At 68.1% G+C, this 24136-nt stretch carries 24 protein-coding genes; 18 read left to right on the top strand and 6 right to left on the bottom strand.

The window, feature by feature from the left end:
- Nucleotides 1–84: 84 nt before the first annotated feature.
- The 4 genes from ACIBL3_RS14515 to ACIBL3_RS14500 are packed head-to-tail and all read left to right on the top strand — an operon-like array spanning nucleotide 85 to nucleotide 2091.
- Nucleotides 85–423 (top strand): ArsR/SmtB family transcription factor, encoded by a 339-nt coding sequence (locus ACIBL3_RS14515; RefSeq protein WP_396353762.1) that lies wholly within the window; start codon nucleotides 85–87, stop codon nucleotides 421–423.
- Entirely contained in the window at nucleotides 420–890 is a 471-nt protein-coding gene (locus tag ACIBL3_RS14510; protein ID WP_396353761.1) for an SRPBCC domain-containing protein, read from the top strand. The genes ACIBL3_RS14515 and ACIBL3_RS14510 overlap by 4 nt, the downstream gene beginning before the upstream one ends.
- 2 nt (nucleotides 891–892) lie before the next feature.
- Nucleotides 893–1516 carry a dihydrofolate reductase family protein gene (locus ACIBL3_RS14505; RefSeq protein WP_396353760.1) on the top strand — a complete coding sequence of 208 codons (624 nt, stop codon included), beginning with the start codon at nucleotides 893–895 and terminating at the stop codon, nucleotides 1514–1516.
- Nucleotides 1501–2091, top strand: a complete 591-nt coding sequence (locus ACIBL3_RS14500) for a dihydrofolate reductase family protein (protein WP_396353759.1) — start codon at nucleotides 1501–1503, stop codon at nucleotides 2089–2091. The genes ACIBL3_RS14505 and ACIBL3_RS14500 overlap by 16 nt, the downstream gene beginning before the upstream one ends.
- Here the strand turns inward: ACIBL3_RS14500 and ACIBL3_RS14495 are convergent.
- Nucleotides 2070–2720: a peptidyl-tRNA hydrolase gene (locus tag ACIBL3_RS14495; protein ID WP_396353758.1), complete on the bottom strand. Its 651-nt coding sequence runs from the start codon at nucleotides 2718–2720 to the stop codon at nucleotides 2070–2072. The two genes, ACIBL3_RS14500 and ACIBL3_RS14495, sit on opposite strands and share 22 nt — an antisense overlap.
- Nucleotides 2721–2753: 33 nt before the next feature.
- Here ACIBL3_RS14495 and ACIBL3_RS14490 point away from each other — a divergent pair, with 33 nt between their 5' ends.
- Together ACIBL3_RS14490 and ACIBL3_RS14485 are read left to right on the top strand one after the other, a co-directional pair.
- Nucleotides 2754–3545 carry a thymidylate synthase gene (locus ACIBL3_RS14490; protein ID WP_396353757.1) on the top strand — a complete coding sequence of 264 codons (792 nt, stop codon included), beginning with the start codon at nucleotides 2754–2756 and terminating at the stop codon, nucleotides 3543–3545.
- Nucleotides 3542–3997: a dihydrofolate reductase gene (locus ACIBL3_RS14485; protein ID WP_396353756.1), complete on the top strand. Its 456-nt coding sequence runs from the start codon at nucleotides 3542–3544 to the stop codon at nucleotides 3995–3997. The genes ACIBL3_RS14490 and ACIBL3_RS14485 overlap by 4 nt, the downstream gene beginning before the upstream one ends.
- Before the next feature lie 48 nt (nucleotides 3998–4045).
- Here the strand turns inward: ACIBL3_RS14485 and ACIBL3_RS14480 are convergent, their stop codons facing one another.
- The 3 genes from ACIBL3_RS14480 to ACIBL3_RS14470 all read right to left on the bottom strand — a co-directional run bounded on the left by ACIBL3_RS14480 (nucleotide 4046) and on the right by ACIBL3_RS14470 (nucleotide 9273).
- Nucleotides 4046–4921 (bottom strand): hypothetical protein, encoded by an 876-nt coding sequence (locus ACIBL3_RS14480; protein ID WP_396353755.1) that lies wholly within the window; start codon nucleotides 4919–4921, stop codon nucleotides 4046–4048.
- Nucleotides 4918–8961, bottom strand: a complete 4044-nt coding sequence (locus ACIBL3_RS14475) for an AAA domain-containing protein (protein WP_396353754.1) — start codon at nucleotides 8959–8961, stop codon at nucleotides 4918–4920. The genes ACIBL3_RS14480 and ACIBL3_RS14475 overlap by 4 nt, the downstream gene beginning before the upstream one ends.
- A 153-nt stretch (nucleotides 8962–9114) precedes the next feature.
- Nucleotides 9115–9273 (bottom strand): hypothetical protein, encoded by a 159-nt coding sequence (locus tag ACIBL3_RS14470; RefSeq protein WP_396353753.1) that lies wholly within the window; start codon nucleotides 9271–9273, stop codon nucleotides 9115–9117.
- 189 nt (nucleotides 9274–9462) lie between these two features.
- Here ACIBL3_RS14470 and ACIBL3_RS14465 point away from each other — a divergent pair, with 189 nt between their 5' ends.
- The 10 genes from ACIBL3_RS14465 to ACIBL3_RS14420 are packed head-to-tail and all read left to right on the top strand — an operon-like array spanning nucleotide 9463 to nucleotide 21510.
- Nucleotides 9463–10728, top strand: coding sequence for a toxic anion resistance protein (locus ACIBL3_RS14465; RefSeq protein WP_396353752.1), 1266 nt, complete (start codon nucleotides 9463–9465; stop codon nucleotides 10726–10728).
- Nucleotides 10729–10759: 31 nt separating this feature from the next.
- Nucleotides 10760–11311 carry a hypothetical protein gene (locus tag ACIBL3_RS14460; protein WP_396353751.1) on the top strand — a complete coding sequence of 184 codons (552 nt, stop codon included), beginning with the start codon at nucleotides 10760–10762 and terminating at the stop codon, nucleotides 11309–11311.
- Nucleotides 11308–12660 carry an AAA family ATPase gene (locus ACIBL3_RS14455; protein WP_396353750.1) on the top strand — a complete coding sequence of 451 codons (1353 nt, stop codon included), beginning with the start codon at nucleotides 11308–11310 and terminating at the stop codon, nucleotides 12658–12660. The genes ACIBL3_RS14460 and ACIBL3_RS14455 overlap by 4 nt, the downstream gene beginning before the upstream one ends.
- Nucleotides 12657–13979 carry a hypothetical protein gene (locus ACIBL3_RS14450; protein ID WP_396353749.1) on the top strand — a complete coding sequence of 441 codons (1323 nt, stop codon included), beginning with the start codon at nucleotides 12657–12659 and terminating at the stop codon, nucleotides 13977–13979. The genes ACIBL3_RS14455 and ACIBL3_RS14450 overlap by 4 nt, the downstream gene beginning before the upstream one ends.
- Complete coding sequence (locus ACIBL3_RS14445; RefSeq protein ID WP_396353748.1) at nucleotides 13976–14950, top strand: transporter substrate-binding domain-containing protein; 975 nt, start codon at nucleotides 13976–13978, stop codon at nucleotides 14948–14950. The genes ACIBL3_RS14450 and ACIBL3_RS14445 overlap by 4 nt, the downstream gene beginning before the upstream one ends.
- Entirely contained in the window at nucleotides 14947–16071 is a 1125-nt protein-coding gene (locus ACIBL3_RS14440; RefSeq protein WP_396353747.1) for a hypothetical protein, read from the top strand. Before ACIBL3_RS14445 ends, ACIBL3_RS14440 begins: the two co-directional genes overlap by 4 nt.
- Nucleotides 16068–18446 (top strand): tetratricopeptide repeat protein, encoded by a 2379-nt coding sequence (locus ACIBL3_RS14435; protein ID WP_396353746.1) that lies wholly within the window; start codon nucleotides 16068–16070, stop codon nucleotides 18444–18446. Before ACIBL3_RS14440 ends, ACIBL3_RS14435 begins: the two co-directional genes overlap by 4 nt.
- Entirely contained in the window at nucleotides 18443–19495 is a 1053-nt protein-coding gene (locus ACIBL3_RS14430; protein ID WP_396353745.1) for a protein phosphatase 2C domain-containing protein, read from the top strand. The genes ACIBL3_RS14435 and ACIBL3_RS14430 overlap by 4 nt, the downstream gene beginning before the upstream one ends.
- 18 nt (nucleotides 19496–19513) lie before the next feature.
- Nucleotides 19514–20791 carry a VWA domain-containing protein gene (locus tag ACIBL3_RS14425; RefSeq protein WP_396353744.1) on the top strand — a complete coding sequence of 426 codons (1278 nt, stop codon included), beginning with the start codon at nucleotides 19514–19516 and terminating at the stop codon, nucleotides 20789–20791.
- The gene (locus ACIBL3_RS14420; RefSeq protein WP_396353743.1) at nucleotides 20788–21510 is read left to right on the top strand and encodes an FHA domain-containing protein; all 723 of its coding nucleotides are present in this window, start codon (nucleotides 20788–20790) and stop codon (nucleotides 21508–21510) included. The genes ACIBL3_RS14425 and ACIBL3_RS14420 overlap by 4 nt, the downstream gene beginning before the upstream one ends.
- Here the strand turns inward: ACIBL3_RS14420 and ACIBL3_RS14415 are convergent.
- Both ACIBL3_RS14415 and ACIBL3_RS14410 read right to left on the bottom strand, forming a co-directional pair.
- Nucleotides 21501–21965 (bottom strand): hypothetical protein, encoded by a 465-nt coding sequence (locus tag ACIBL3_RS14415; protein WP_396353742.1) that lies wholly within the window; start codon nucleotides 21963–21965, stop codon nucleotides 21501–21503. The two genes, ACIBL3_RS14420 and ACIBL3_RS14415, sit on opposite strands and share 10 nt — an antisense overlap.
- Before the next feature lie 48 nt (nucleotides 21966–22013).
- Entirely contained in the window at nucleotides 22014–22949 is a 936-nt protein-coding gene (locus tag ACIBL3_RS14410; RefSeq protein WP_396353741.1) for a GNAT family N-acetyltransferase, read from the bottom strand.
- 256 nt (nucleotides 22950–23205) lie between these two features.
- Between ACIBL3_RS14410 and ACIBL3_RS14405 the strand changes: the two genes are divergently transcribed.
- The gene (locus ACIBL3_RS14405) at nucleotides 23206–23592 is read left to right on the top strand and encodes a hypothetical protein (RefSeq protein ID WP_396353740.1); all 387 of its coding nucleotides are present in this window, start codon (nucleotides 23206–23208) and stop codon (nucleotides 23590–23592) included.
- 38 nt (nucleotides 23593–23630) lie between these two features.
- Nucleotides 23631–24134 carry a putative immunity protein gene (locus ACIBL3_RS14400; RefSeq protein WP_396353739.1) on the top strand — a complete coding sequence of 168 codons (504 nt, stop codon included), beginning with the start codon at nucleotides 23631–23633 and terminating at the stop codon, nucleotides 24132–24134.
- Nucleotides 24135–24136: the final 2 nt, after the last annotated feature.

Genomic DNA, 24136 nt, shown 5'->3' with positions numbered 1-24136 from the left:
GTTGCTAAACCCGCACCCTTGACGCCAGGCCAACGACTTCCCTATATTCAACATATCGGTTGATCAAGGAAATGGTTGATAAAGATGACGGTTGACGACGACCAGCTTGACAAGGCCTTCGCCGCGCTCGGCGACCCGGTCCGGCGAGCGATGATCGCGCGGCTGTCCCGCGGCCCGGCCACCGTGAACGAACTGGCCGAACCGTTCCCGATCACCAAGCAGGCGGTGTCGCGGCACATCCAGGTGCTCGAGACCGCCGGGCTGATCACCCGGACCCGGGACGGCCAACGCCGTCCCTGTCACCTGGTGCCGGCCGTTCTCGAGGCCCTGACGAGCTGGATCGACGAGTACCGGCTCGAGACCGAACGCCGGTTCCGCCGGCTGGACGCCGTACTGAAAACCGTGAAGGAGCAGGAGCAATGAACGCCACCACCATCAGCGCCCCCGAAGGCACCCCGTTCGTCGAGGTGACCCGGGAGTTCGACGCCACCCCGGCGCAGCTGTTCAAGGTCACCACCGACCCGAATCTGCTGACCGAGTGGCTGGGCCCGCGCGGCCTCGACATGACGGTCGAGACGTACGACGTGCGCCCCGGCGGCAGCTACCGCTACATCCACCACGACGAGTCCGGTGAGTACGCCTTCCGCGGGGTCTTCCACACCGTCGAGCAGGACAAGCTCGTCATCCAGACCTTCGAGTGGGAAGGCGCGCCGGGCGACGTCTGCCTGGAGAAGGCCAGCTACGAGCCGACCGAGACCGGCGTCCGGCTGCATACCCGGTCGGTGTTCAGTTCGGTGCAGAGCCGCGACCAGTTCGTCGCGTCCGGCATGGAGGTCGGCCTCCGCGACTCGATGGACCGGCTGGCCGAGCTCGTCACGAAGGAGGGCTGATCATGACCGAGGTCGTCGTCGACATCTCGGTATCCCTGGACGGCTACGTCACCGGGCCCAACGTCAGCCTCGACAACGGCCTCGGCGACGGCGGCGAGGCGCTGCACGAGTGGGTCTTCCACGGCACCGCCGAGGACCGCAACGTGCTCGACGAAGCCTTCGCGGCCACCGGTTCGGTCATCCAGGGCCGGAACCTGTTCGACATCATCGACGCTCCGCAGGGCTGGAACGACGAGATGGGGTACGGCGCGAAGCCGACCGGCGAAGTGAATCCGCCGATCTTCGTGGTGACCCACTCCGCGCCGGAGAAGACCCGGCTGGGCGATCGGTTCCGGTTCGTCGGCTCTGTCGAGGACGCCGTCACCCAGGCCCGGGAGGCGGCCGGCGACAAGGACGTCTACGTGATGGGTGGCGGGCAGATCTGCCACCAGGTGCTCGCCGCCGGGCTGGCCGACGTACTGCGGTTGCACGTGGCGCCCGTCGTCCTGGGTGACGGGACCCGGTTGTTCCCGGCCGACGCGGCGCCGACGTACTCGCTGGATCTGATCGGACTGGTCTCCACACCGGCCGCGCAGCATCTCACCTACCGAGTCAAGAAGGAGAAGGTGTCATGGGCAACGTCATAGCCTCCGCCGTCGTCTCCCTCGACGGTTTCGTCGCGGACACCGAGGACGGTGTCGGCGCACTGTTCGACTGGTACTACAACGGCCCCGTCGAGGTCTACGGCACCGATCCGGGGCGTCCGTTCCACGTCAGCCAGGCGAGCGCCGACTACCTCAACGCGACCTGGCCGAACATCCGGGTCTGCGTGATCGGGCGCCGGCTGTTCGACATCACCAACGGCTGGAACGGCGTCCCCGCGGTCGGCGACCACGTGGTCGTGGTGACCCACGAGGCGCCCACCGACTGGCCGTTCCCGGACGCGCCGTACACGTTCGTCAACGGGATCGAGGACGCGATCGCAAAGGCCAAAGAGCTCGCCGGTGACGGTGACATCGCGCTGACCGGCGGCAACCTGACCGGTCAGGCTCTGGCCGCCGGCCTGGTCGACGAGGTCGCCTACAACCTCGCGCCGGTGGTGTTCGGCAGCGGGGTGAAGTTCTTCGGCGACTACGTCGGCGAACATGTCCTGCTGGACAACCCGAAGGTCGTCGAGGGCGACCGGGTCACCCACCTGCACTATCGCGTCAGCAAAGGGTGAGCCGCGATGACGGTCCGCGAGCCCGGGGCCACCTCGGTGAAGCCGGCGTCCTGGACCACGGGGAGTCCGCTCCTCAACAGTTGCTGCCAGCGCTCAGGGGTGGCGGTGCGCACCGCCAACGCGAAGTCCGCCGCCACCCACTCCTTCCGGCGGGCCGCAGGTAGCGCGAGCCAAGTGAGGTGCGCACCGTGACCGCACTGCGCCATCGCCTTCCCACTGGACATCTCCAGTCCGGGGTTGATCCACAGGACCGGCTCATCAGCGGCAACGCCGGGCAACTCTGACGGATCCTCGAAGTCCGTCCCGGTCACCTGCAGCTTCGCGAGATCCTTCGGTACGGCGTCCAGCGGCACCGGCGGGAACACCCGGACCTCCGCGGTCGAGCCGTGCACCGTGATCCCCGGCAACGCCTCGGCCCGACGCCATTCCGCCCCGCGCGCCCGCCGTACCACCTTCCGGATCCGGTCGTCCTGCCAGGTGTGCATCGCCTCGGCCCACTCCCCCTCCCCGACCGACCGCTCGTCGGCAAGGATCGCCAGCACCGCCCGAGCCGCCGTCTCGAGCGCATCCGTCTGCGCGGGCCGCGCGTTCTTCTCGACTCGCACCACGAGAGTGAGCACCTGTTCCACGTCGTGAGTCTGCCAGGGCTGTAAGTTGGCGGCATGCAGCAGTACCTGGAGCTTCTTCGGCACGTGCTGGACAACGGGGTTGAGAAGACGGACCGGACCGGCACGGGCACGCTGAGCGTGTTCGGGCACCAGTCGCGGTGCGACCTCCGCGCGGGCTTCCCGGCGGTGACGACGAAGAAGCTGCACCTGCGCTCGGTGATCGGTGAGCTGATCTGGTTCCTCAGCGGCTCGACCAACGTCAAGTGGCTGCACGAGAACAACATCTCGATCTGGGACGAGTGGGCCGACGCCGACGGTGAGCTCGGCCCGGTCTACGGGTACCAGTGGCGGTCCTGGCCGACCCCGGACGGCCGGCACGTGGACCAGATCGCCGGCGTGATCGAGTCGATCAAGAACAAGCCCGACTCCCGCCGGCACATCGTGAACGCCTGGAACGTCGCCGACGTGGACGACATGGCGTTGCCGCCCTGCCACACGATGTTCCAGTTCTACGTCGCCGGTGGCCAGCTGTCCTGCCAGCTGTACCAGCGGTCGGCCGACATCTTCCTCGGAGTCCCGTTCAACATCGCGTCGTACGCGCTGCTCACGCACATGGTGGCGCAGCAGACCGGGCTTGAGGTCGGCGACTTCGTCCACACGCTCGGCGACGCGCACCTGTACCTGAACCACCTGGACCAGGCCCGGCTGCAACTCACTCGCGAGCCCCGGTCGCTGCCGACCCTGAAGCTGAACCAGCGGGACGCGATCGACGCCTACGAGATCGCCGACGTCGAGCTGGTCGGCTACGACCCGCACCCCGGGATCAAGGCGCCCATCGCGGTATGACCGTGATTCTGATCGCCGCGGTCGGCGCCAACGGCGTGATCGGGCGGGACAACGACCTGCCGTGGCGGATCCGCGAGGACCTGCAGCACTTCAAGGCGCTCACGCTCGGCCACACGCTGGTGATGGGCCGTAAGACCTACGACTCGATCGGCCGCCCGCTGCCCGGCCGCCGTACCGTCGTCGTCACCCGGCAACCCGACTGGACCGCCGAGGGCGTCGACGTCGTCCACACCCTCGAAGAGGCGCTCAAGTACGACGGTGACCTCTACGTCGCCGGCGGTGGTGAGATCTACCGCCAGGCCCTCCCGTACGCCGACCGCCTCGAACTCACCGAGGTCGCCCAGTCCCCCACCGGCGACGTCACCTTCCCCACCCTCACCCCCAACACCTGGCTCGAGACCGCTCGTGACCCACACGACGGCTTCGCGTTCGTCAGCTATACACGACGCTGATCACCACGGAGCACTCCGATCCGGAATGCTCCGTGGGATTGCGAGCGATCAGCCCGCGACCGCCGGAGCGGTCGCGGACAGCTTTTCCTCTAGGTCGTTGAGCAGCGCGCGGACAGGCCCCCAGCACAACATCACGCTGTCCCGGTCGAAGCCCGGCTGCTCGGCGAGTTCCTTCCGCGGGTGGACGAAGTTTCGGAAGTCGCGCACGTTGTGCATGAACTTGGTAGCGTCGAGTTGGATGAAGCCAAGTGCCTTCGCTCGGTCGATCAAGAACTCCATTGACGCTCGCTCTGGTTCGACACGCCGCCGCCGGTCGCGCCCTCCGACGAGGATCTCACGGTTCCGGAATTCCTGATCCCGCTCAGTCAGGACGGCGTGCAGAATTCCTTCCACCAAACTGCCGATACCAATGATCGCGAACGTGTAGGCGCCGTTGGCCTCGCATATCCGGGTCTCGCCGAGTCGTCGGAGCAGCCCCGTGACCGTGGCATCGTCGGCGATGATGGATCGCAACCGCCGCTCCATCTCTTCCGGCTCGGTGAACACCGGATGTGTCCCGTCTCCGGACAGCTGTGCCAGGACCGGCCGATGACCTACATACGAGATCACGAGCTGTTCTGGCTCAAGGATGCCGTTGACGAGCGCATGAAAGACCTGCGCAACCTCGGCGCCGGCGTCGTACTCGATCGGGTCACAGATTCGGCAGAGAAGATGTTCGACGTCGGCTGTACCGTTGCGCTCCGTCAGCTGCTCGACCAGCCACGGAACTCGCGGTGTGCCGTCGTACTCCGGCGGGTCCTCCCAGGCCGAACGCCGCAGCAGACTTTCCAGCTCATGGCCGCGTCGCTCGTACGGACCTTCGTAATCGATGATGACCTTTGCGAGGCGTTCGATGGTCCGGCCGTCCAGCGATCGGGTCGTCATGCGTGTCCCTTCCCCTCGTTGATGACCACTTCGAGAGCTTCCGTGAGGCGGCCGACGATTCGCTTGCCTCGGCGCTTGAACCCAAGCTCCCGCATCGCCTGCTCGATCCGGACCTCTCTGATGACGTGTAGTTCGTCGGACAGCAGCCAGCGAAAGACGTCGACAAGCTGTTGTTCCGTGTAGTCGGTGATGTCGGCCCCCGGCTGAATCCACGGCTTGGCCAGGGAGCGGCTGGGGGAGACGGGTTGCGGCACCGGCGGCTGGATGTCCGGCGCGGGGGACCCGACAGGTTCCGGCTCCTTCATCGCAAGCCGCCAGCTCTCAAGGATCTTCTCCAGCTCGGTCTCCGCGTTCGCGAACCAAGCTGTTGACCAGAGCCGATGGAACTTCCAGCCCAGATTCTCTAGGTGCGACTGCCGGAGCCTGTCACGGTCTCGTGCGCTGTGGGCCTGGTGATACTTCTCGCCGTCGGCCTCGACTGCGAGCACCATTCGGCCGGGTTGTTCCGGATGACCGAGGGCGAAGTCGATGCGGTAACCGTCCGAGAAGCCCCACTGCGGATAGACGGGCACGCCTGACTCCACCAAGGCCTTCTGGATGCTCGCCTCGAGTCCGTTCAGCTCGACGGGCACCAGGCGACCGACCCGGCCAAGGTCGCCGCCCAGGGCTGCGAACTCAAGGAACCGCCGCAATAGCTCATCGCCGGTCGGCTCCTCCTTCGGCGCCAGATCTGCGGCCGAGAATGACGACACGACAGTCATCCGGCGTTTGGCCCGAGTCACGGCGACATTCAGGCGGCGCTGTCCACCTTCCTTGATCAGCGGACCGAAATTACGCAAGACCCTGCCGTCGGAACGCTTCGCGTAGCCGATCGACAAGATGATCGCGTCCCGCTCGTCGCCTTGTACCCGCTCCAAGTTCTTGATGAAGAATCGCCGGGACACACCCGCCGTGTCACCGAAGAACTCTGCCAGCTGGGGCCGGTCCTTCAATTCTTGCCGGAGCGCCATGTCGATCCGATCGGCATGCTTCTGGCTCATCGCGATGACGCCGAGGCTCTCTTCGGGACGATCTTCGGCATGCTCAAGGATCCGCTCGACCACCTTGTCGACCTCGGCCGGCGCTGACCCGTCCTGTCCCGGCTGCGCGATCCCGTCGACAACGTCCAGGCTAATCGGCGCACCCTCGAGCACGCCTGGGAACGTGACCAGATCATCGTTATAGATCTCGTGATTCGAGAAGGCGATCAAGCGCTCGTCACGACTGCGGTAGTGCCACCGGAGCAGGTGCCGGTTCGGCAGCAGGCTGGTCAGCCTGGCCAGAATCGACTCGTACGATGTCAGCCCTCCAGTACCATCATCGTCCTCGCTCTCCTCGTCTGCACCGGCCAAGACGCGCTGAAAGTACGACGATGGAGGCAACTGTCGATCGTCGCCGGCCACCACGATCCGACGTCCGCGAACGATTGAGGTGACCGCATCCTGCGGAAGGATCTGGCTCGCCTCGTCGAAGATCACGATGTCGAAGAGTCGGGCAGCGGGTAGCGTCTTGCTGACCAGCAAGGGCGACATCGCCCAGCACGGCCGAACCGCCAGGAGGACGTCAGGCGCCGCCTCCACCAATTTGCGCAATGCCATATGCCCGGTCTTGCGGGCAGCCTGCGCCCGGACGAGCTGGCTCTGGTCAGGGTGTTCGTCGCAGGCCTCGCTCAACCTCCGCGCGATCTCGCGCCGTACCCTGCGTGGCGCGAGGTCGCGTAGTCCGGTATCCGCCGCCCCGAATTCGGCGACTGTTCGATCGTGGCTCTTCGCCACGAACTCCCGGAGCACACCAGAATCGATCTTGAACTGATCGAGCAGGGAGTGGATCCAGGCGTAGCGCAGGATCGCCGCCGCCTCGTCCGCGTCGGCACGGCGCTCTGCGACCTCCGCGAGCAGCGGTCCAAGGCCGATGCCCTCGAACCCCTCGCGAAGCTCGGTCAGCCTCGGCACCCGCCACAGCGTGTCCTGGTCCGAATCCAGCTCGGCGAGCTGCGATTCAACATCCTCGGCGGGCCGCTGGTCGAGATCCATGACCTGAGTACAAAGCGCGACTGCAGCCAACTGATCGCGGAGTTCGCGATAGTGCGAGGTGATCTCGCCGAGACGGTTGACCGTCATCGGTGTGCTCTCATCGCCGGCGAGCTCCCGCCAGCGTTCGAGGTGGCGGCGAAGCTCCAGGAGTTCGCGATGAAGGTCACGCCGTGCTTTGACGCCGCGCCGGGACATCGACCGGACCTGCTTGATCAACTTGCGGCGTGTGCCAAACGACAGCTTGGCGCCCTCCGCCTTCCGCACCGATCTGTCCGCGGTTGCGAGGTATAACGAGTGCAGGTCGGTCTTGAAGACATCTTCACCAAAATCGGCGACCGATCGCTCGATCGAACCTAGGAGCTCCAGAACATCCTGCCATTCCGATACCGCCGATGGACGGACGAGACCAGTCTCCTGCAAGAGCCATTCCATGTCCCGCGTGCTTTGACGCAAGGTGGTTCGCGTCAGACCATCGAGTTCGGCCAGCACATTCTCGATGTCTTCCGTCGTCCGTACGATCGCACGTGACCAGGGCGACTCCCCACGTTGTACCCGGACGCCCCCGGCTTCGATGTACTCGCGAAGATCGCGGGTGACAATGTCGATCGTCTCGGCGCTCAAGACTCGCAGTCCGCTGCCACGGAACCGCAGTCTTGTCTGCACTCCGGGCGTGAGAGTAAAGGACGCTTCAAGAGTCCGGTACGCAGACAATCCCCACGGCTGCCGGACGGAATGGAGCTCTTGCGCGTATCTGACGACTCGCTGCCGTCGGTCGATGTACCTGGCCGAACTCTCGTCGATGCGAACTGCAGGCTCAAGCGCGGCTCGATCCAAGCTCTGCGTCAGCTGCTGCGCCAACTGCCGCTTATTGAGCTTCTGTTGATGAAGATCGAGCACCAGTCCATCGAGGTCGACAGCGGCCAGTCGCTGAGTCACTGCCTCGATGGCGGCACGCTTTTCAGCGACGAACAAGACCTTCAGTCCGCGTCCAGTTGCTCCGGCGATGATGTTGGCGATCGCCTGACTCTTACCTGTTCCCGGAGGCCCCTCGATCAGGACGTTGCGTCCGGACAACGCTGCGGCGATTGCTCGCTCCTGGGACGAGTCTGCGTCCTGAACCAGGATCTCGTCTGCGGGTGCGAGGTCGTCGATTGTGACCTCAGCGAAGTCTCGGTCGTCGTCCAGCAGGGAGCGCTCGGCCAGCTTGTCTCCAGCCAACGCAGCGATGACGTCGTTAGCGGCCAACAGTTCGGTCGACCTACGCAGGTCCTCGACCATGGGCAGCTTCTCGTAGCTGAACAAGCCGATCGCGACCCGACGCTCGAGTTCGACCGTGATCGGTTGCATCCCGAGAACCCGGTGCAGGACGCGGTAGGTCTGTTCCAGTTGCTCGGCAGGATCTGTTGTCTCCCCGAGCACGGCAACTACCTTCTCGTGGAAATCGTCCAGATCGAAGGAAGCGCCGTACTCGGTGGTCAGCGAGTACAGCAGAACCGGATTGATATCGACCTCGTCACCGACCCGCAAGCTGTAGTCGCTCTCGCTGACCGTCTTGGCCTGGATGTCGACCGAGCGCAACAGGACCGGTGCACGCAAAGGTGGCACCGGTCGGCCGCCCGCGCCTCGCCGTGTCGTGCTGACAGCCAGCAGTCCGTGCGCGATTCGGCCTGCGCTGATTCCCTGTTCTTCCTCGAGAGCGACGATGCGTCGCTTGATGTTCTTCGCGCGCATACATGCGTCCCGATGAGCCTCGGGATCTGGATACAACCTGGTCATGGTCACCGCGGTCCCGGTCAGCAGCGCGCGAAGCGACTCAGGTGCGGCACGGGTCAAGTCCAAACTCGCAGTCTTTGTGTCACGAAAGTGCAGCAACGTGTTACGCGGTCCAAGGTCGATCAGGCTCGCGGCCCACTCCTCCGCTTTCGCCCTGACCAGATCCAGACGTGCGTTATCGGCTGATGATGGCAAACTGCTCCCCCTCCAACGAAACGATCCGCCCGGCCGACTGGAGCCGCCGAGGCCCGCCGTTCCGTGGCGAGCCTTATAGTCTGGGTATTACTCAGCGTTAGGTCAAGGCCTCGAAAAGTAAGGCTATTTTGCTAAACCTCACTTGCTGCAGATTCACGAAGCTGGCTCGAGACCGCTCTTGAGCCGCACGACGGCTTCGCGTTCGTCAGCTATCGGCGTCGCTAGGTCGTGGCTGGTGGCCCCCGCCGTCGCGAGCAGGTGCTCGGTGCGGTGCATCGGCGCGCTGGAGCGGCGGCCTCGATGTGGTTCCATCGTGGCCGTTGCTCCAGTGCGGCGAGGTGCCGTGCCGAGTGCGGCGCAGTAGGCGGGGGCCACCAGCCACGGCCTAACAACGAGTAGGCAACGGGGCAGCGCTGGAACCCCGGAACCGCGTAGATTGTGTGCGCGTCACGGAGGTGACAGCGCACTGGCCCGGGGGCGCCTCGTGGAGGGGAATCGACGATGACCGAAGCAGACAACACAGCAGGTGCGGCGGCTCAGCCCGCGGCGGCGGCACCAGCGCCGTTGCAGCCGCCGACGGCCACCGCGCCGGGGCTGATACTGACCGCTCCGCCGCCGTCACAGCCCGTGGCCGCGACGGCCGCGCCGAGTATGGCGCCGGCGGTCGACCCGGCTGCGCTGCCCGGACTGGACTCGAAGGTGGACACCTTCCTGGCCGCGCTGATGACGGCCGAGCCGCGGTCGCCGGAGTTCGCCGCGAAGGCCAGTGACGTCCGCAGCATGGGCGACGTCGACATCCGCGCCGCGGCGGACAGCTCGAACCGGCTGCTCAAGTCGCCGGTCCGGGCGCTGCAGGAAGGCGGTCTGTCCGAGGGCTCCACGGTCGGCAAGACCCTGCTCGAGCTGCGCCGTACGGTCGAGGACCTGGATCCGAAGGAAGCCAGCGGTCCGAAGAAGCTGCTCGGGATGATCCCGTTCGGGGACAAGATCGAGGACTACTTCCGCAAGTACCAGAGCGCGCAGAGCCACCTCGAGGGCATCCTGCACGCGCTGCGCAACGGCCAGGACGAGCTCGGCAAGGACAACGCCGCGCTGAACCTGGAGAAACAGCAGCTCTGGGACGCGATGACCCGGCTGAACCAGTACGTGTACGTCGCCGAGCGGCTGGACGCCCGGCTGTCGGCGGCCATCGCCGAACTGGAGGCGACCGACCCGGACAAGGCGAAGGCGTTCCGCGAGGACGTGCTGTTCTACGTCCGGCAGAAGCACCAGGACCTGCTCACCCAGCTGGCGGTGTCGATCCAGAACTACCTGGCCATCGACATCGTGATCAAGAACAACATCGAGCTGATCAAGGGTGTCGACCGCGCGTCCACGACCACGGTCTCGGCGCTCCGTACGGCGGTCATCGTGGCGCAGGCGCTGAGCAACCAGAAGCTGGTGCTGGACCAGATCAGCGCGCTGAACACCACCACCAGCGGCATGATCGAGCGGACCTCGCAGATGATGCGGGACAACTCGGTGGCGATCCAGCAGCAGGCCGCGTCGGCGACGATCGGGCTGCCGCAGCTGCAGGCCGCGTTCGCGAACATCTACGCGACCATGGACGCGATCGACACGTTCAAGGTGGAGGCGCTGGACAACATGGCCGCCACCATCGGGACGCTGGAGACCGAGGTGACCAAGTCGCGCGCGTACCTGGACCGGGTCGCGCAGCAGGACCAGCGTGTCGTGCACGGCAGCCTCGACCTCGACCTCGGTCGCTGACACGGGCACATGGGTTGGGGGACGGGGTTGAATGGCGCTCGGTGACTTCATTGCGCGGCTCACTGGCCGCAAGGCGGAGCCCGAGCCCGCGCCTGTCCCCCGTCCGCCGACGACCGGCGACCTGCTCGCGTCGCTGACCCGCGTCGAGCAGTTGGTTGCCGAGGGCGCCGTACCGGCGGCGGTCGCGTCCCGGGTCGCGCGGGTGGTCCGGACGGTGCGGGAGACGATCCCGCGGCTCGGGAACCTGGGCGGCAGCGCGCAGGCGTACTCGGTGATGGCGACCGCGACCGACTACCTGCCGGAGGCGATCGGCGGCTACCTGCGGCTGCCGCGGCAGTGGGCGGACACCCGGCCGGTGGACAAGGGCAAGACGTCGCTGATGATCCTGATCGACCAGTTGGACCTCTTGGGCTCCACGATGGACAAGGTGTTCGACGCGGTGAACCGGGCCGACGCGGCGGCGCTGATCGCCCACGGCCGGTTCCTGCAGGAGAAGTTCGGCACCGGATCGACCGGCGGGGACCTGGCCCTCGGCCCGGCATCAGGACCATTGGATCCACCACCTGGACGAGGAGGAGCATGAGCGAGGGGGGCAAGTCCCTGCAGCAAGCCGTCACGGACCTGCTGGCTGTGGCTGCTCGTGCGGGCGTCCCGGAGGACAAGGCCCGCGCCGAGGCGTTGTCGCTGGCGGCCGCGTTGGCCGAGTCCGCGACCGGTGCGCCGGCGGACTGGGCGAAGGCGACTCCTGGTGCGACCACTCAGGACTTCTTCGACGCAGCCGTGCGCGGACGTCGGTGGCGCGGAGCGCCTACCGCGACGTTGGTGGAACTGATCGCCGAAGGCTCGGTGGAGAAGGTTGCCTACGCGCAAGCGCTCGCGGAGGTGGCGTCGGCTGCGTGCACCTTGGGTGAGCCGACGATGCGGGTTGTGGGGAATGCTTCCGTGGCTGCGGCGGCTCAGTTGCAGGCCGCGGGAGCCCAACCGCTTCAGGTGACCGCGGAACCGCAGCCGAAGGCTGCCGTCGAGGCAGTGCCGGTGGAAGAGCTGCCGGCGAAGACGGTGGACGAGCTGCTGGCGGAGTTGGACGAGCTGACCGGGTTGACCTCCGTGAAACGGGAGGTGCACCGGCAGGTCGCCGTACTGCGGGTGGAGAAACTGCGGACCGAGGCCGGGCTGAAGAGTCCGACGATCACGCGGCACCTGGTGTTCGTCGGGAATCCGGGCACCGGCAAGACGACCGTGGCGCGGCTGGTGAGCGGGATCTACAAGGCGCTCGGACTGCTGTCGAAGGGGCAGCTGATCGAGGTCGACCGCTCCGAGCTGGTCGCAGGGTACCTCGGCCAGACCGCGACGAAGACCGCCGACGTGGTCGCGTCCGCGGCGGGCGGGGTGCTGTTCATCGACGAGGCGTACAGCCTGACCGCGGGCGAGTTCGGCGCCGACCAGTACGGCCGGGAGGCGGTCGACACGCTGGTCAAGGAGATGGAGGACCGGCGCGACGACCTGGTCGTGATCGTGGCCGGCTACCCCGAGCCGATGGCGGAGTTCATCGCGGCGAACCCGGGGCTGGCCAGCCGGTTCCGGACCACGATCGGGTTCGACGACTACAGCGACGACGAGCTCGCCGAGATCCTCACCGGGCTAGCCGAGGGCGCCGACTACGAGCTGGTCCCCGACGCGCTGGCGAAGTTCCGCGAGATCCTCGCCGCGACGCCGCGGGGCCGGTCGTTCGGCAACGGCCGGTTCGCCCGGAACGTGCTGGAGGCCGCGATCGGCCGGCACGCGTGGCGGCTGCGCGACGTCACGGCACCCACCAGGGACGAACTGCGTCAGATCCTCGCCGAAGACCTGACCGACGAGCCTGAACAGCCCGAACCCTCGGCCGGGACAGCGGAAAAACCTGAGCAGGTTGAGCAAGGAGAAGAGGCGTGACCCAGACCCAGAGTGCGCCGCCGGCGACTTGGTCGCCGCCGGCCCAGCAACCGGCCGCGCCACCGTCCCAGCAGCCCGGTGCGCAGCAGCCCAAACGCGGCCCGGTCGCCGCGTGGTTCGAGGGCACGCCGGGGCGGATGCGGGCGTTCCTGATCCTGGCCGCGGCGATGAGCGTCGTCTTCGGCCTGGCTGCAGCGCAGGGGTTCCGGCAGTCCGACGGCGCGCTCGAACGCGCCGAGGCCAACGCCGCCCAGCTGGTCCGGATCCAGGCGATCCACACCAACCTGGTCAGTGCCAACGCCGACGCCACCAACGCGTTCCTGGTCGGCGGTCTCGAGCCGCCGGACCAGCGCCAGCACTTCGTCGACTCGCTGGCCGAGGCGGCGCGGCTGATCGCCGAGGCCGCGACCGCGCAGCCCGCGGACCAGGAGGCGCTCGGCGCGCTCAACCAGACCCTGGTCACGTACAACGGCCTGATCGAGCAGGCCCGGGCGAACAACCGCCAGGGGCTGCCGATCGGATCGCAGTACCTGAAGGACGCGAACGCCGTACTGCAGAACGACTCGCTACCGCTGGTGAAGGCGCTGGTGCAGGCCAACGAGGAGCGGGTCGACGCCGAGTTCGACGGCATCGGGTACGGCAGCATCTGGGTGCTCGTCAGCGGTCTACTGACGCTGGTGGTCTTCGGGATCACGTTGCGCTGGCTGGCCCGTCGTACGCACCGCTACATCAACGTGCCGATCGCGGCCGGCGGCGTACTCGTTCTGCTGACCACGATTGTCGGCGGACTCGCGCTCGCCAACGCATCCAGTGACGCGTCCAACACCCGTACGGACGCCTACGACCAGACGCTGGCGCTGTCCCGGGCCAGGATCGCCGCGTACGACGCACGGTCGAACGAGAGCCTCACCCTGATCGCCCGCGGCTCCGGCGATGCCTACGAGAAGGCCTACCAGGACGCCTCGGTAGTGGTGGTCGACCAGCTGTACAACATCCCCGGCTCGGATCTCGAGGGGCAATGGGGCGCCTACAAGAAGGTGCACGTCAAGGTCCGCGAGCTCGACACGAACGGCAACTGGGACCAGGCGGTCGACCTAGCCATCGGCAAGGCTTCCGGCAGCAACTCCGTCGGCACGTTCACCGCGTTCGACGAGAGCTCCGCCGGTGACTTGAAGACGTCGAGCGAGGCGGTGCACAGCGAGTTGACCGACGCCCGTGACGGCCTGCCGCCGATCGGCTGGCTGGGCATCCCGATCGGGATCGCGGCCGCGTTGCTGGTCGCCTGGGGCATATCACAGCGACTGGAGGAGTACCGATGAGGAAACTGGTCGTCCCGGTCGCGGCCGCGCTCGCGATCCTGCTCACCGCCACCGCCTGCAGCTCCGGCGACTACGCCGCCACCGAGATCCCGCCGAAGCCGCAGCCGTCCGCCACCTCGGCGGCACCGCCTGCCACGCAGCCTCCCTGCGGCAACCCGGTCGCCTCCTACGCCCCCGAGGGCGCGATGCCACAGCCCAACGCCATGCCTGCCGGAACCTACATGGCGAAGATCCAGCAGCGCGGACGGCTGATCGCCGGCGTGTCGGCGGACAGCCTGAACCTGGGCGCGCGGAACCCCCTCACCGGGCAGATCGAGGGATTCGACATCGACATGGTGCGGGCCGTCGCGAAGGCTATCTTCGGCGACCCGAACAAGGTCGAGCTCCGGGTGATCTCCAGCCCGCAGCGGATCCCGGTGCTGCAGAAGGAACAGGTCGACATCGTCGCGCGGAACATGACGATCAACTGCTCGCGGTGGAACCAGATCGCCTTCTCCGCGGAGTACTACCGTTCCGGCCAGAAGACGCTGGTGCCGAGTGAGTCGACGGCGAAGAGCATCAAGGACCTGGCCGGCAAGCCGGTCTGCGCCCCAGCCGGCTCGACCAGCTTGGACAACCTGAAGAAGTTCAGCCCGCAGGCGATCCCGATTACCGCCGACACCGACACCGGCTGCCTGGCGCTCTTCCAGTCGGGCAAGGCTTACGCCATCACCGGTGACGACACGGTGCTCGCGGGCGACGTCGCCCAGGACCCGTACGCCAAGGTGATCGCGGAGCGGATCAGCGATGAGCCCTATGGTCTGGGGATGTCGCTGAAGAACGACGAGTTCGTGCGGTTCGTGAACCAGGTGCTCGCGCAGATGAAGACCGACGGCACGTGGATGATTTCGTACAACAAATGGCTCGGTAAGGCCCTCGGTGACCTGACCACGCCCCCGCCGTCCGTCTACGGCCGGATCCCGAAGCAATGACCGTTCGTACGCCGACGGCCTCGGCGCCGGCGCCGCCGGGGAGGATGGGGAGCAGCATTCCGGCGACGGAGCTGCTCTCGTTCCTCGATGCGCTGGGCACCTGGCGGGACCGCCGGAAGGCCGAGCTCGACGAGCTGGACCAGGCGGCGCTGCACTCCCCCGACGCCGATGCATTGAGTGCGGACGTCGTACTGAGCATGGCGGTGTGGAAGGCGGTGTCGGATCGGTACGAGCTGATCCTGGTCACCTGGGACTCCGGACGGGTCGGGACGGCCGAGACCGAGCGGATCTCGACATTGATCTGGGGCGGTCTGGACACCGGCGGGGCCGGCGGATCGCTTGCCGTCTCATTGCCCGAGGCATGCAAACTGTCGGACGCGCTGGCGTCTAGCCTGCGCGCTAAGCTCGCGCTGGAGCCAGGTGACGCCGACCTGGCCGCGCGACTGCGGCACTTGCGGGCACAGGTCGAGCGGATCAGCGACCTGGTCAAGCAGGAGCCTGCGAATGCCCGCAACGCAGCGCTCGCCGAGCACCACGACCTCGACCGGCGCGTCACGGACCTTGCCGAGCGCAACAAACGCGGCGCGGACATCGGCGGGCTGATCGGTCCGCTGGAGATCGACGCGGCGCGGACCGAGCGCGACCTGATCGTCGGCGCCGCGACCCGCAAGGAGCGTGCGGCCGATGTTGCGCGAGCACGGTCGTTGCGCGGTGAGCTGGAGGCGCAAGGTACGGCGCTCCGCGCGCTCGCGGACAAGGCGGTCGCCAGTGTCACGCCGGCCCCGCGGCTCGCCGTACCGGATGTGACCGCGCTGGGCTCGGTGCCGAACACGCCGGCTGAGCTGGAGAAGTACTTGCACCGGTTGGACGCCGTACGGCGGGCACTGGGTCAGGCACAGGCGGCGTACGGCGCCGCACTCGAACGACGCGACGAGCTGGCCGCCCGGCTGGACGCGTACCAGGTGAAGGCGTCCACCATTGCCCAGGGCAACGAGGACTTGGCCGAGTTGTACCGGCGGGGCCGTGCGGTGATCGAGTCGGAGCCGGTCGACCTGATCCGGCTGGCCGCACTCGTCACGGCGTACCAGGCCTACCTGGACAGCACAGGAGGGACCAGATGACCACGACCACCGCCTGCACCCAACCGGGCTGCACCGGGAAGATCCTGGACGGGTACTGCGACGTCTGCGGCTCTCCTGCGGCGTCCTCCGGTACGGCGACCGTCTCGCCGACCGCGGGTGCCTGCAACCAGCCGGGCTGCAGCGGCACCTTCGTCGACGGGTACTGCGACGTCTGCGGCTCGCCCGCGCCCGACGGCACCGCCAGCCCGTCTGCCGTCACTGGCGCTCCCGCCGTTGTCAGCGAGCCGGCGCCGCTCAGCACCCCGTCGACGGTCTCCCGCGCGTCCAACCGGCTCGCCTCGACACCACTCGGCTCCGCCCGCGCGGCCGCAGCCGGCTCGAAGCTCACGCGTCGCCTGGGTACGTCGTCCACCCGCCTGCGCGGCGCCCGCCTCGGCGCCGGGCTCACGCACGTGCCGTCGATCCCCGCGATCGACGCCAGTAAAGCGATCCTGGTCAACCCGATGGTCCCGGAGGACCGCCGGAACTGCCCCAACTGCGGCAACCCGGTCGGCCGCTCCCGTGGCGACCAGCCGGGCCGCACCGACGGGTTCTGCCCGAAGTGCCGGAGCAAGTTCTCGTTCTCGCCCAAGCTGCACCCGGGTGACCTCGTGGCCGGCCAGTACGAGGTGGCCGGCTGCTTGGCGCACGGTGGTTTCGGCTGGATCTACATGGCCCGGGACAAGAACGTCTCCGACCGCTGGGTGGTGCTGAAGGGTCTGCTCAACTCCGAGGACCCGGACGCCGTCGCGTCCGCGATCGCCGAGCAGCAGTTCCTGGCCCGGGTCGAGCACCCGCTGATCGTGGAGATCTACAACTTCGTCACTCACGAGGGCGCCGGCTACATCGTGATGGAGTACGTCGGCGGCACCTCGCTGAAGACGTTGCTCAAGCAGCGGATGGCGGCCAAGGGCGGCCAGTACGACGCGCTGCCGATCGATCAGGCGATCGCGTACATCCTGGAGATCCTGCCGGCCTTCTCCTACCTGCACGACCTCGGCCTGGTGTACTGCGACTTCAAGCCGGACAACATCATCCAGGTCGGCGACGCGGTCAAGCTGATCGACCTCGGCGGGGTCCGGCGGATCGACGACCTGGACTCCGCGATCTACGGCACGATCGGCTTCCAGGCGCCCGAGGTGGCCGAGGTCGGGCCGTCCGTTGCCTCCGACATCTACACGCTCGGCCGGACGCTGTGCGTGCTGGCGATGGAGTTCCGCGGCTACCAGGGCCGGTACGTCGGATCGCTGCCGCCGGTGAACGACGTACCGCTGTTCCAGAAGTACGACTCGGTGTACCGGCTGCTCGCGAAGGCGTGTGCGAAGGACCCGGCGGACCGGTTCCAGACGGCCGACGAGTTCCGGGTGCAGTTGCTCGGTGTCCTGCGCGAGGTGGTTGCCGACAAGCAGGGCACCAAGGCAGCACAGCACTCCGCGTCGTCGCTGCTGTTCGGCACTCCGGGCGACAAGTCCGCGGGGCTCGGTGACAAGGCGGCGCCTTGGCAGCAGCTGCCGTCGCTGGCGCCAGACGCGAGCGACAAGATGGCCGGCTGGCTGAAGACGGTCAGCGTGCCGGACTCGTCCAAGCGGCTCGAGCTGCTCGTCGACGCGCCGGAGTCCTCGCCGCAGACGCTGCTGGAGATCGCCGAGGCTGCTCTCGAGGTCGGCGAGGTCCGCTATGACATGGTCGACACCGCGGTCTCCGACCTGCTCGCCGAGGACCCGTGGGAGTGGCGCGCGGTCTGGATGGCCGGACTGGTCGCACTGGCCCGTGGCGACAACGCCGCAGCGCAGTCGGCCTTCAACGCCGTCTACGGCCAGGTGCCCGGGGAACTCGCCCCCAAGCTCGCGCTGGCGATCGCCTGCGAGCTCAGCGGTGAGTACGACGTCGCCGAAGGCCTGTACCTCACCTGCGCCCGCACCGACGCCAACTACATCGCACCGTCCGCGTTCGGGCTAGCGGCCATCCGCACCCGGCGCAACGACCTGGACGGTGCCATCGCGGCACTCGACCTGGTGCCGCGGACCAGCGGCGCGTACGTCCGGGCACGTCGCCAGCGAGCCGGTCTGCTGGCAGGATCGGGTCGTGGCCTGCCCGCGCTGGCCGATGCGATGGACAGCATCGAGTCGCTGACCATCGACCCGGTCGACCGGGCCAACCTGGCCGCGGACGTGTTCCGGACCGCGCTGGCGGAGGTTCAGCAGTCCGGTCCGCAGCAGGGGCTGCGGATCGACGGCCGGGAGGCGACCGAGCCGGACCTGCGGAACGGGCTCGAGGCCACGTACCGTCAACTGGCGGATCACGCGCAGAGCCGGCAGGAACGGATCGCCCTGGTCGACCTGGCCAACGAAGTCAGAGGATGGACGTTGCGATGACGAGTACGACCCAGACGGTCTGCCCCAGCTGTGGTGGCCCGGTGTCCGAGGCCGACCGCTTCTGTGAGGCCTGTGGGGCCGAGCTCAAGTCCGGCGCGCCGAGCACGCCGGCGCTGGACACCGACACCGAGCCGACGGTCGAGATCAACACGACCCCGGTGAGCCCGTGCCAGTCCTGTGGCGGTGTGGTCGGGGCCGACGGCTACTGCGAGACCTGCGGCACCAAGGCAGCCAAGCCGCGCGACCACTTCGACGAGCAGCCCACGCCGTGGGTGGCCGGGGTTTGCGACCGGGGCATCCGGCACAGCCGCAACGAGGACGCCATGGCGCTGGCAGCCGACGAGGAGCCGGGCAGCCGGGCTCTGCTGGTTGTCTGCGACGGCGTCAGCTCGTCACTCGACTCGGACGTCGCCAGTCTGGCGGCTGCCCGTGCGGCTCGCGACGTACTGGCTGCTGGTCATGCGCAGGGCATCGGCACCGAGTCGTCCCGCAGTGCGGCGATCGCGGCCCGGCTCAAGGCGGCTGCCGATGCGGCCAATGACGCCGTACTGGAGAACACGAGTCCGGACAGTCCGAACCCGGCGTCCTGCACGTTCGTGGCGACGGTGCTGGAGGACGGTCTGCTCGTGGCGGGTGTCGTCGGGGACAGTCGCGCGTACTGGTTCCCGGACGGTCCTGAGGACGCCACTGGGGCAGTCGCGCTGACCGTGGACGACTCGTGGGCGGCGGAGCTGATCGCGACCGGGATCCCGCGGGCGGAGGCCGAGTCCGGGCCGCACGCGCACGCGATCACCCGGTGGCTGGGCAAGGACGCCCCGGATCACACGCCCCGGACGACGACCGTCCAGGTGACCGGACCGGGGTGGATCGTGGTCTGCTCCGACGGGCTGTGGAACTACTGCTCCGAGGCGGCACCGCTGGCCGACCTCGTACGTCAGACCGCTGCGGCGCACGGTGGCGAGCCCTTGGCCACTGCGTCCGCCCTGGTCGACTGGGCCAACGCCCAGGGCGGCCAGGACAACATCACCGTCGCCTTGGCGCGGATCTAAGAAAGGACTGCCGACAAGATGGCCGACTTCACCGCCTCCGTCTACCAGAACGAGTTCCTGCCCGACGGCGGAACCGACGTGCACGCCATCGTCACGGTGGACTGCAGCGGCGCCGGTGCGGCCGGGCAGTCCGGCAGCGGTGACGCGGGCGAGATCATCATCGTCGACACCTCCGGCTCGATGGGCGCCGACGGCGTCCGGGCCGCCGCGTACGCCGCGCAGACCGCGCTCGACCAGATCCTCGACGGGGTCTGGTTCGCGGTGATCTCCGGCAACGACCGGGCCCAGCTGGCGTTCCCGCCGTCGCCGGAGCCGGTGATGGTGCGGATGGACCAGTTCACCCGGAAGCAGGCCAAGGAGGCGGTGTCCCGGTTCTACGCCGACGGCGGGACCGCGATGGGCACCTGGCTGCGGCTTGCGTCGCGGGTGTTCAAGACCGTGCCGTCGCTGACCCAGAAGCACGCCATCCTGCTCACCGACGGCGAGAACCAGCACGAGACCCCTGAGGTCCTGACCCAGACGATCCAGGCTGTCACCGGCGAGTTCCAGTGCGACTGCCGCGGTGTCGGCGTCGCCTGGCAGGTCGACGAGGTACGGCGGATCGCGCAAGCCCTGCTCGGCACCGTCGACATCATCCCGGCCCCGGACCAGCTGGCCGCCGAGTTCTCCAAGTTGATCCAGAACGCGATGAGCCGCGGTGTCGCCCAGGCCGACCTGCGCGTCTGGGCCCCGCAGGGAGCCGAGGTCCTGTTCGTCCGTCAGGTCGCTCCCACGGTCGAGGACCTGACGTCCCGCCGTACGGCGCTCAACCCGCTGACCGGCTCGTATCCGACCGGCTCGTGGGGTGACGAGTCGCGGGACTACCACGTGGCGATCCGCCTTGCCGCCAAGGCGATCGGGCAGGAGCAGCTCGCCGCCCGGGTGCAGCTGGCGATCGGCGACGACGTGGTCGCCCAGGGCCTGGTCAAGGCGCTGTGGTCCGCGGACGAGGCGCTGACCACCCGGATCAGCCCGGAGGTCGCGCACTACACCGGGCAGACCGAGCTGGCCGAGGCGATCCAGGAGGGCCTGGCCGCGAAGGCCGCGGGTGACACCGCGACCGCGACCACCAAGCTCGGTCGCGCGGTCCAGTTGGCCGCGCAGACCGGCAACGAGGAGGCGACCACGCGGCTGCGCAAGGTCGTGGACATCGATGACCAGGAAGCGGGTACGGTGCGGCTGAAGCGGACCGTCGAGAAGGCCGACGAGATGGCCCTCGACACGGCCTCCACCAAGACCACCCGGGTGAAGAAATGACGACAGTCAGCTGTCCGAGCGGGCACCCGTCCGTCTCGACCGACTACTGCGACGTCTGCGGCCTGCCGATCGGCGCCGCGGCCACTCCGGCCGCGGCATCGGTCCCGGCGCCGGCCGTCGCGGCTCCCGCTCCCCCGGCCGCGCCGGCGACGCAGACCTGCCCGAACTGCTCGGAGTCCGCTTCCGCGGACGCCTTGTTCTGCGAGAGCTGCGGCTACGACTTCACCACCGGCACCATGCCGCGTCCGGCGTCGTCCCTCGACCTGGGCACGCCGCCGCCGGTCCCGCCGGCGCCGCTCGAGACCGCCGACTGGGTGGTCGAACGCTGGGTCGACCCCGACTGGTACGCCGTACAGCAGAGTGACGACCCGTGTCCGTCACCGGGCCTGCCGGTGGTGATCCCGCTGACCGAGAAGAGCGTGCTGATCGGCCGCCCGTCCCGGAGCCGGAACATCCACCCGGAGATCGACTGCGGTGACGACACCGGCGTCAGCCGCCGCCAGGCGCAGCTCAGCACCGACGGCACCCGCTGGTGGGTCGAGGACCTGCAGTCCTCCAACGGCACGTACGTCGCCCCGGCCGCCGGACCGCTGCCCGAGGACCCGATCGTCCCTGGCCAGCGCCGTGAGCTGAACTCGGACGACCGCGTCTACGTCGGCGCCTGGACGCGTCTCGTCGTACGCAAGGCCACGCCGGAGGAGAAGGCCGGTCAGGCCTGATCCCGCTCGGGCTGGACCTCCTTGGTCCAGTCCGGCATCGGCTTGAAGCACAGCCACTCGATGATCGCGGTGCCGAGCAGGATCGGGATCACCCAGGACCACGCCTGCTGGGGTGCGCTGACGACCAGGATCGCTGTCCACAAGGCGATCCAGCCGCCGCCGTACCCGCGCAGCACCCCGCGGTACCAGAGGCCGCCGGGCGCCTCCGCGGCGCGCTGCCCGAAGTAGACGAAGAGGTACGACGCGAGCGAGATCGGCCAGAACACCCACAGCCGGCCCCAGTCGTACGGAACCATCACGAGAGCGGTCAGGCAGACGATCGCGATCGCCCAGTGGTACAGCTCGCCGGCCCAGTTCAGGCCGCGGCGGCGCAGGGTGCGGACGATCGCGAACGGGCCCAGCAGCACCGCCAGGATGCCGGCCGCGACGTGCAGGATCAGTGCGATGTCACGCATCGCGATCCCCCTATGCCCCCTGACATGTCAGGGAGCATAGGGCTCGGATCAGCTCTCCGGGAAGGACAGCACCCGGCGGACCGCGAAGTTCCGGTATCCCTGGCGTTCGAAGCTCTTCGCCATCGGCACGTTGCCGAAGTCGGTGTCCGCGGTCACCCGTTCGGCGCGCAGTTCGGCGTGCAGGTGGGTGATCTCGGCGAGCAGCTCGTCGATGTACCGGTTGCCGCGCTGCTCGGGCAGCACCCCGAGGTACCCGACCGTCGGCCCGCCCGCGTTGGCCGACGGGATCGCGAACCCGATCAGTTTCCCGTCGGCGTCGTACCCGAGCCGCCACCAGGCTCGGTCGCCAGGCATCGACTTGTAGAGCTCGAGCTCTGCGCGGGCTGCGCCGTCGACGCCGAGCCGAGCGATCTCTCGCGCGGTGGCCGCGTCCAGGCTGCCTTCGGAGACCCGGGCGAGGACGTCCACGAACGCCTCGTCGTCGGCCGGCTCGAACCGCAGCCGCGTGGACCTGTCCGGCAGTCCGTACGACGGCTTCCACTCGTACCGCAGCCGGTCGGTGATCTCGGTCAACCCGGCGGCCGCGGCGGCCCGGCTGCGCGCCTCGAGTCCGGCCACCGCGTCCGGATCCTCCTGCCAGTTGCTGTCCAGGAAGAAGTGGTACTCCGGCGGCTCGGCGTCGGCCGGGCGGACCGCGATCGTGTGCTCGATCAGGGCCGTCCAGACCGGGACCGGGTCGCCGTCGCCGACGTAGTACAGGCCGTCGATGCTGAACGGGTGGTCCTCGTCGGGTGCGCCCCACCAGATGGCGAGGGCCTGGATCTTGCCGTCCTCCTCGACGACCCAGGTCCAGTCGTGCCGGTAGTAACCGGCCTCGACGTACTCGCGGTAGCGCTCGAGCGTGACGGTGTTGACGGACTTCTGCTGCTCGATCAGAGCAAGGATGGTGCCGAGGTCGGCCTCGACGGTGGTGCGGATGTTCACTGATCCTCCAACAGGAGGCGCGGTCGTCCGCTCAGTGCGAGCTGTGCGAGCGGATCGGGCGCGCCGGGAAACAAGTCGGTGTGTTCATCGGTCGCTCCTTCCACTCCGGGAATCGTTCTCGCCGCCCCAGACACTAGGGCCTGCCGGGGGTCATAGTCCACCCGTTATTCACAGCTGGGACGAAGACAGCTGAGGCCGCAGGGTAGTGTTGTGGACACGTTGAGTAGTCACTCCCTGACGGAAGGACCTACCCGCGATGGCTGTCTTGTCCACGGTCGCCCTGCTTACCGCCGGATCGCTCACCCTCGGCGGCCAGTTCGTTCCCGAGCCGGCCGCCGGGAACCCGGTCCAGCTCACCAACGGCTTCTACGTCGACCCGAGTTCCAACCCGGCCGTCTACGTGAAGCAGCACCCGAACGAGACCGCGATCAGGGACAAGATCGCCAGCAAGGCCGGTGGCCGCTGGTTCGGGAACTGGAGTGGTGACATCAAGGCGGCGGTGACGTCGTACACGACCGCCGCGGACCTCCTGCTCTGGCTCAAGGTCCCAGGCGACTCCGACGGCAACTGCGGCATCGGCCAGGGCATCCCAGCCGGCACCTTCTCCCCCACCCTCGCCAACCACCTGATCACCGGCACGTGAAGTCTCAATCGGGAGGTTCAACGATACGGTTGAGGTCCATGAAGCTGACCGACGAAGATCGTCGTGCCGTCACCCAGTTCGCCGTCGCCTGCGCCGAGCGCGCGCTCCCGCTCTTCGAGGCAGGGGCTCCCGGCGACACCCGTCCACGAGAGGCAATTGAGGCCGCACGGGACTACGCGAACGGCGGCGAGCGGTCGAAGCGGCAGCGGTCGGCAGCTTGGGCAGCGCAGAAGGCGGCCGGTGAGGTAGACGATCCGGCCGCCAAGTACGCGGCACGTGCTGCGGTCGGTGCGGCCGGGGCGCCGTATATCCACGACCTGGAGTCCCCGCACCAGTTGAACCACGTGCTCGGGCCTGCCGTCGCCATGGCGCAGGCGTATGAGTCGGCGACGGGCGAGCCCGGTGACAACCACATCGACTGGGCGATTGGCCACGCGCCGCAGGCCGTGCGGGACGTCGTACGGCACTGGCCGGCTCGCAAACCCTCCAAGAGTCGAGTCGGTGTGTTGACGCGCCGACTCGACAACGGCTTGCGCGGTTGACC

The organism is Kribbella sp. NPDC050124, from assembly GCF_044460355.1.
Taxonomy (GTDB): domain Bacteria; phylum Actinomycetota; class Actinomycetes; order Propionibacteriales; family Kribbellaceae; genus Kribbella.
This window is presented reverse-complemented; position numbering and strand designations above follow the sequence as displayed.

Bases quoted from the DNA above. Each gene is read 5' to 3' on its own strand.
- ACIBL3_RS14515 (WP_396353762.1), top strand. From the start codon at position 85: ATGACGGTTGACGACGACCAGCTTGACAAGGCCTTCGCCGCGCTCGGC.
- ACIBL3_RS14510 (WP_396353761.1), top strand. From the start codon at position 420: ATGAACGCCACCACCATCAGCGCCCCCGAAGGCACCCCGTTCGTCGAG.
- ACIBL3_RS14505 (WP_396353760.1), top strand. From the start codon at position 893: ATGACCGAGGTCGTCGTCGACATCTCGGTATCCCTGGACGGCTACGTC.
- ACIBL3_RS14500 (WP_396353759.1), top strand. From the start codon at position 1,501: ATGGGCAACGTCATAGCCTCCGCCGTCGTCTCCCTCGACGGTTTCGTC.
- ACIBL3_RS14490 (WP_396353757.1), top strand. From the start codon at position 2,754: ATGCAGCAGTACCTGGAGCTTCTTCGGCACGTGCTGGACAACGGGGTT.
- ACIBL3_RS14485 (WP_396353756.1), top strand. From the start codon at position 3,542: ATGACCGTGATTCTGATCGCCGCGGTCGGCGCCAACGGCGTGATCGGG.
- ACIBL3_RS14480 (WP_396353755.1), bottom strand. From the start codon at position 4,921: ATGACGACCCGATCGCTGGACGGCCGGACCATCGAACGCCTCGCAAAG.
- ACIBL3_RS14470 (WP_396353753.1), bottom strand. From the start codon at position 9,273: ATGGAACCACATCGAGGCCGCCGCTCCAGCGCGCCGATGCACCGCACC.
- ACIBL3_RS14465 (WP_396353752.1), top strand. From the start codon at position 9,463: ATGACCGAAGCAGACAACACAGCAGGTGCGGCGGCTCAGCCCGCGGCG.
- ACIBL3_RS14460 (WP_396353751.1), top strand. From the start codon at position 10,760: ATGGCGCTCGGTGACTTCATTGCGCGGCTCACTGGCCGCAAGGCGGAG.
- ACIBL3_RS14455 (WP_396353750.1), top strand. From the start codon at position 11,308: ATGAGCGAGGGGGGCAAGTCCCTGCAGCAAGCCGTCACGGACCTGCTG.
- ACIBL3_RS14445 (WP_396353748.1), top strand. From the start codon at position 13,976: ATGAGGAAACTGGTCGTCCCGGTCGCGGCCGCGCTCGCGATCCTGCTC.
- ACIBL3_RS14440 (WP_396353747.1), top strand. From the start codon at position 14,947: ATGACCGTTCGTACGCCGACGGCCTCGGCGCCGGCGCCGCCGGGGAGG.
- ACIBL3_RS14435 (WP_396353746.1), top strand. From the start codon at position 16,068: ATGACCACGACCACCGCCTGCACCCAACCGGGCTGCACCGGGAAGATC.
- ACIBL3_RS14430 (WP_396353745.1), top strand. From the start codon at position 18,443: ATGACGAGTACGACCCAGACGGTCTGCCCCAGCTGTGGTGGCCCGGTG.
- ACIBL3_RS14425 (WP_396353744.1), top strand. From the start codon at position 19,514: ATGGCCGACTTCACCGCCTCCGTCTACCAGAACGAGTTCCTGCCCGAC.
- ACIBL3_RS14420 (WP_396353743.1), top strand. From the start codon at position 20,788: ATGACGACAGTCAGCTGTCCGAGCGGGCACCCGTCCGTCTCGACCGAC.
- ACIBL3_RS14415 (WP_396353742.1), bottom strand. From the start codon at position 21,965: ATGCGTGACATCGCACTGATCCTGCACGTCGCGGCCGGCATCCTGGCG.
- ACIBL3_RS14405 (WP_396353740.1), top strand. From the start codon at position 23,206: ATGGCTGTCTTGTCCACGGTCGCCCTGCTTACCGCCGGATCGCTCACC.
- ACIBL3_RS14400 (WP_396353739.1), top strand. From the start codon at position 23,631: ATGAAGCTGACCGACGAAGATCGTCGTGCCGTCACCCAGTTCGCCGTC.